Origin of the sequence: Nakamurella sp., assembly GCF_048594475.1 — a bacterium.
GTDB lineage: Bacteria > Actinomycetota > Actinomycetes > Mycobacteriales > Nakamurellaceae > Nakamurella.
Map to the genome: position 1 here is coordinate 1 of NZ_JBMDXT010000047.1, position 6,259 is coordinate 6,259.

5 protein-coding genes are annotated in these 6,259 nt (G+C 73.9%); all 5 read right to left on the reverse strand.

Annotated features, from left to right (window positions below; translation table 11 throughout):
- A partial coding sequence (locus tag ACOJUF_RS02555) for a hypothetical protein (RefSeq protein ID WP_420120298.1) occupies positions 1 to 1,888 on the reverse strand: 1,888 nt, incomplete at its 3' end.
- 279 nt (positions 1,889 to 2,167) lie between these two features.
- A complete protein-coding gene (lgt, locus tag ACOJUF_RS02560) occupies positions 2,168 to 3,211 on the reverse strand; it encodes a prolipoprotein diacylglyceryl transferase (RefSeq protein ID WP_420120299.1) in 1,044 nt (347 codons plus the stop codon).
- A gap of 125 nt (positions 3,212 to 3,336) precedes the next feature.
- Positions 3,337 to 4,152 (reverse strand): tryptophan synthase subunit alpha, encoded by an 816-nt coding sequence (gene trpA / locus ACOJUF_RS02565; RefSeq protein WP_420120300.1) that lies wholly within the window; start codon positions 4,150 to 4,152, stop codon positions 3,337 to 3,339.
- Positions 4,149 to 5,465 carry a tryptophan synthase subunit beta gene (gene trpB / locus ACOJUF_RS02570; RefSeq protein ID WP_420120301.1) on the reverse strand — a complete coding sequence of 439 codons (1,317 nt, stop codon included), beginning with the start codon at positions 5,463 to 5,465 and terminating at the stop codon, positions 4,149 to 4,151. Before trpB ends, trpA begins: the two co-directional genes overlap by 4 nt.
- Positions 5,466 to 5,496: 31 nt before the next feature.
- The coding region (gene trpC, locus ACOJUF_RS02575) for an indole-3-glycerol phosphate synthase TrpC (protein ID WP_420120302.1) at positions 5,497 to 6,259 on the reverse strand (763 nt) is incomplete at its 5' end.

Genomic DNA, 6,259 nt, shown 5'->3' on the forward strand with positions numbered 1-6,259 from the left:
CGCTGCTGAGCTGGACCGCGTACCGCTGGCCGGCGGGCGCGTCGGCGACCTGCCACGCCAGCCGCCGGCCGCCGTCCGGCGTGAGCCCGGCCGCCGCGACTCCGGGCGCCAGCCCGCCGGCGGTGCTGACGGCACCGCCGACCGGCCGGCGGTCGAGCACGGCGCCGTCCAGGAGCACCTCGACGGCGGCGACGCCGGGCCCCACCGGCACCGCCGCGTCGACCACGCCGGTGACGTCCTCGCCGGGATCCTGGCAACTGCTCGGCCGGAATGCGGCGGGCCACTCGGCCAGCACCTCGCCGGCGCCGTCGAGCAGCCGGATCGCCAGCCGGCCGGCCCCGGGACCGGCCGACGAGCCGTCGTCGGCGCCGTTCGGGGCACCGTCGGGAGCACTGTCCGGGGCACTGTCGGGGGCACTGTCGGGGGCACTGTCGCCGAGTCCGGCGGGCAGGACGGCGCCGATCGCGCCGGTGCCCGCGGTCAGGTTGACCGAGCCGATGACCCGCATGGCGTCCGGTGCGGCCGCGACCCCGGGGCGATCGTCCTGCACCATCGCCATGCCTCCCGTCCCCGGTCCCGCCGGCAGTGCGTTCTCGGCCAGCAGCCGCTGGTAGATCCCGTCGTAGGTGAACGAGCTGAGCCACTGATTGCTGCAGTAGGTCATCACGTCATGGGCGGCGACCCCGCCCAGCAGGCGCATGGGCAACCCGAGCCCGGGGTCGCCCACGTCGAGGCCGACGAAGGTCTCGTCCGGCCCGGACAGCTGGCCGTTCGGGAACGGGTAGGGCGCACCGCCGGCCGCCCCGCAGAACTCCGCGTGGAACCGCCCGAAGGTGTGGCCGAGCTCGTGCCCGCCATACCAGTCGCCGTACGACCCGTCGCCGTCCCAGCCGAAGGTGCTCGGCCCGGTCGGGCCGGACGCGACGGTGCCCGGGGCCGGCGCCTGGGGGATGCCGGAGGCCAGTCCGCGCATGAAGAAGCCGCCGTCGGCGACCATGCCGTAGTAGTGCGTGCGGGCGTCGGTGCCGGTGGCCACGTCGACTGCCCGCAACGCGATCAGCTGCGCGTTGATGGCCGACGCGTCGAACGGGGCCGCCGGGTTCGCCGTGGCCGTCCCGGTGCCGATGATCAGCTGCCCGGTCGGGTAGGCCCGGCGCAGCCAGGAGGCGAACAGCGCGGCGTCCGTGGCGGTCGGTTCGAAGGTCTGCCCGCCCATCCGGTAGATCATCCGCACCAGCCGGACCCGCAGGGTGGCCGGCGGCCGGAAGGTGATGGACCGTGTCTGGACGCCGGCGATCGAGGGCAGCCGGGTACCGGTCGTCCGCATCACCGTGCCCATCCGGAGGAACAGCGGGCCGGGTCCGGTGAAGGTGTCGGGGAGCCGGAAATTCAGGCTGAACCGCAGGTCGGCGCGCCGCGACCGCAGCTGGGAGGGCGTCGCCCCGGACCGCGCCGGGTCCAGCTGCGCCGCACCGATCGACGGGACGGTCGTCCACGGGCCGTTCGCCGACCGGGCCACCCGCAACTCGCCCCGGACCTCCACCGCCGTGCGGAACTTGAGGTAGGCGCGGACGATCGTGGCCTTGCCGGCCACCAGCGGCACCGAATGGCCCAGGTCCTGGACCTCCTGGGTGACCTCGAGCCCGTCGAGCATCACCAGGTTCAGCACGAACGGCGGGATCGGCGGCAGCGGCCGGAACGGGCTGAGGGCCGGGTGGCCGCCGGTCCCGTTCGCCGCGCCGTCTCCGACCGCGGCGGCGACCCCGTCCACTGCCGCCGCATCCGGGTACAGAGCGGGGTCGAGGGCGGCGACCACCGCCGCGATCGCGGTGTCGGCGGCACCGTCGGTGCCATCGTCGGGGGCCGTCCCGACCGGGATCGCCGCCATCGGACCGCATCGGATCAGCGCGGCGTCGACCGCCCGAGCGAGCTCCGCCTCGTGCCGTCGATCCTCGCCGACCCGTGCCGGCGGCCTGGCTCGTCCCATCGTTCCCACCCCTGTCCCTCGGTCCCGTGCGGACCGCGTCACCAGACAGATGACCGGACCCGGGGCGTGATACCGGACGAACGGGTGGAATCAGGGCCCGCAGAGCACGATCGGGGCTCGTGCGACCCGGCCGGCTCTCGAACGAGCGGTGCTCGCTGGTAGCCGCGCAAGCTCGCCCAACTACGACGAGCGGCGGTCGGCCTGATCGTCCGCGGTGCCCGGTGGGGCGTGCGCCGCGTCGGTGGGATCGGCGCGGTCCGGCGCGTCCGGATCGGGCGCCGCGGATCCCTCGCCCGGGGCGGTGGACCCGGAGCGGTCACCGTCCCGGTCCGGCCCCCAGACCAGCGCCGGATCCTCCCGGCCGACGTGCCGCCGCAGGTAGAGGAACAGCACGGCGCCCAGGAACACCAGCACCGAGGTGAACACGTTGATCCGCAGGCCCAGGATGTGGTTGGCCGGATCGATCCGGAGCATCTCGATCCAGCCCCGGCCCAGCGTGTACCCGGCCACGTAGAGGGCGAACGCCCGCCCGCCGCCGAGCTGCCAGCGCTTGTCGGCCCACACGACGAGCGCGGCGACGCCCAGGCACCACAGCATCTCGTACAGGAACGTCGGCTGGTAGGTGCCGCAGATCAGCTCCGGGGTCGCCTTGACGTACTCCGTCGGGAACTCGCAGTTGCCGTTGACCGGGACGATGCCGGGCACGCCGCCCGGCGTCCGGACGTAGACCTCCAACGCCCACGGCACGCTGGTGGGCGCGCCGAACAGCTCCTGGTTGAAGTAGTTGCCGAGCCGGCCGATGGCCTGCGCGGTGACGATCCCCGGGGCCACCGAGTCGGCGAACGAGGTCAGCGGGATCTTGTAGTAGCGGCAGCCCAGCCAGGCGCCGACCCCGCCGAGCGCGATGGCGCCCCAGATGCCCAGGCCGCCGTTCCAGATCGCGAACGCCGCCCAGGGATTCTTGCCTTCGCCGAAATACAGCTGGTGGTCGGTGATGACGTGGTAGAGCCGCCCGCCGATGATGCCGAACGGGACGGCGAACACGGCGACGTCGGTGACCCGGCCGGGGCGGCCGCCGCGGGCGACGAACCGTTTGTTGCCCCACCAGACCGCGATCACGATGCCGACGATGATGCAGATCGCGTACGCCCGGAGCGCGATCGGACCGACGTACCAGACCCCCTGCGGCGGCGAGGGGATGCTGGCCAGGAACGGGCCGGTCACGACCGGCCGGCCGATCGTCCCGCTGGTCGTCCACCAGCGGGGACATCAGCCAAGAAGTCAGCGCGGATAAAGTCGTCGACTCGCGTCACAGCAGTCACATTCCGTCGAAGTTGATCCGCGCCGGGCTAGTTGATCCGCGCGAGGGCGGCGCCGGTGCGGTCGGCCGCTCGGATGCCGGCGGCGAACTCGCCGGCCAGGGTGACCAGGGCGTCCCGGCCGCCCTTGGCGTAGGCGTCCAGGAACGCCGAGCCCACGATGACGGCGTCGGCGTACTCGGCGATCTGCCGGGCCTGCTCCCCCGTCCGCACCCCGAGCCCCACGCCGATCGGCAGGTCGGTGACCGTCCGGCAGCGGGCAACCAGATCCGGCGCCGCGGTGGAGACCTGGTCCCGGGCGCCGGTCACGCCCATCACCGAGGCGGCGTAGACGAACCCGCCCCCCGCCGCGGTGGTCAGCGCGATCCGCTCGACCGGCGACGACGGGGCGACCAGGAAGATCGGGTCCAGGTCGTGCGCGTGCGCCGCGTCCAGCCAGGGGCCGGCCTCGTCGACGATCAGGTCGGGGGTGATGACGCCCGCGCCCCCGGCCGCGGCCAGGTCCCGGGCGAAGGCCTCGACGCCGTAGGCCAGGACCGGGTTGAAGTACGTCATCACGACGGCCCGGCCGCCGCGGCCGGTCACCGACTCGACGATCTCGAAGACGTCCCGCACCCGGAAGCCGTTGGCCAGCGCCTGCCCGGCGGCGTGCTGGACGGACGGGCCGTCCAGCACCGGGTCGGAGAACGGCAGCCCGACCTCGACCAGGTCGCAACCGCCCTCGATGATCGCCGCGAACAGATCCTTGGACCCGGCCAGGTCGGGGAACCCGGCCGGCAGGTAGCCGACCAGGGCGGCGCGGTCCTGCGCGCGCAGGCCGGCGAACATCTCGGACAGGATGGTCACTGCACGGCTCCGGTCGGCTCGCCCAGCTTGAACCAGTTCATCGCGGTCTCCATGTCCTTGTCGCCGCGTCCGGAGACGTTGACCAGCACGATGCCGTCGGGCCCGATCTCCCGGGCCAGGTCGACGGCGCCGGCGACGGCGTGCGCCGACTCGATGGCCGGGATGATGCCCTCGGTGCGGGTGAGCAGCGCGAGCGCGTCCATCGCCCGGGTGTCGGTGATGGACCGGTACTCGGCCCGGCCGATCTCGGCCAGGTGCGAGTGCTCCGGTCCGACCCCCGGGTAGTCCAGGCCGGCACTGATCGAGTGCGACTCGATGATCTGCCCGTCGGCGTCCTGCAGCAGGTAGGACCGGGCGCCGTGCAGCACGCCGACCGTCCCGCCGCTGATGGTGGAGGCGTGCCGGCCGGTCTCGATGCCGTCGCCACCGGCCTCCAGGCCGACCAGCCGGACCCCCGGGTCGTCGATGAACGCGTGGAAGATGCCCATCGCGTTCGACCCGCCGCCGACGCACGCGGCCACCGCGTCCGGCAGCCGGCCGGTGCGGTCCAGCACCTGCGCCCGGGCCTCGAGGCCGATGATCCGCTGGAAGTCGCGCACGATGACCGGGAACGGGTGCGGGCCGGCGACCGTGCCGAACAGGTAGAACGTGTGCCCCACGGTGGCGACCCAGTCGCGGAACGCCTCGTTGATCGCATCCTTGAGGGTGGCCGAGCCGGACTCGACGGCGACCACCTCCGCGCCCAGCAGCCGCATCCGGGCGACGTTCAGCGCCTGTCGCTCGGTGTCGACGCGGCCCATGTAGATGCAGCAGTCCATGCCCAGCAGCGCCGCCGCGGTGGCCGTGGCCACGCCGTGCTGCCCGGCGCCGGTCTCCGCGATCAGCCGGGTCTTGCCCATCTGGCGGGCCAGCAGCGCCTGGCCGAGCACGTTGTTGATCTTGTGGCTGCCCGTGTGGTTCAGGTCCTCGCGCTTGAGCAGGATGCGCGCGCCGCCGACCTCGGCGGTCAGCCGCGGGGCGTCGGACAGCGGGCTGGGCCGGCCGGCGTAGTTGGCCGCGAGGTCGTCGAGGGTGGCCAGGAACTCCGGATCGCGGCGGGCCTTACGGTAGTGGTCGGCGACCTCGTCGAGGGCTCCGACCAGCGCCTCGGGCAGCCACCGGCCGCCCATGGTGCCGAAGTAGCCGCGGTCATCGGGGTCGTGGTCGGTGCCGGCCAGGCCGTCGGACGGGCGTGGCAGCGGACGGGACAGCGGACTCGACACATCATCGGCCGCTCGCGCGGGCACACTCACTGTTCTTACTCCAGACGGCATTGCTCGGCCCGGCGCGGTGGCCGGACCCCGCTCAGCGGGACGGGCGGGGACAGGACGGATGCGACCCGGCGGTGACCAGGTCGGCCAGGGCCGCCCGCGGATCCCCACTGGTGACCAGACCCTCGCCCACCAGGACGGCGTCCGCGCCGGCACCGGCATAGGCCAGCAGATCCGACGGACCCCGCACCCCCGACTCGGCGACGGTCACGACGTCCGAGGGTAGCCCCGGCGCGATCCGGGCGAACACGTCCCGGTCGATCTGCAGGGTGGTCAGGTCGCGGGCGTTGACGCCGATCACCTTGGCGCCGGCGGCCAGCGCCCGGTCGGCCTCGGCCTCGGTGTGGATCTCCACCAGGGCGGTCATGCCGAGCGACTCGACCCGCTCGAGCAGGCCGTGCAGCACGTTCTGGTCGAGCGCGGCGACGATGAGCAGGACGAGGTCGGCGCCGTGCGCCCGGGCCTCGTGCACCTGGTACGGGCTGACGATGAAGTCCTTGCGCAGCACCGGGATGTCGACCTCGGCCCGGACCGCGTCCAGGTCGGCCAGGCTGCCGTGGAAGCGACGCTCCTCGGTCCGCACCGAGATGACCCGGGCCCCGGCCTCGGCGTAGGTGCGGGCCAGCGCGGCCGGGTCGGCGATGGTGGCCAGCGCGCCCTTGGACGGGCTGGCCCGCTTGACCTCGGCGATGACGCCGACTCCCGGTTCGAGCAGGACGGGCAGCACCGGCCGGGGCGGCGCCGCGGCCCGGGCCATCGCCTTGACCTCGGCCAGGGGGACCCGCGCCTCCCGTGCG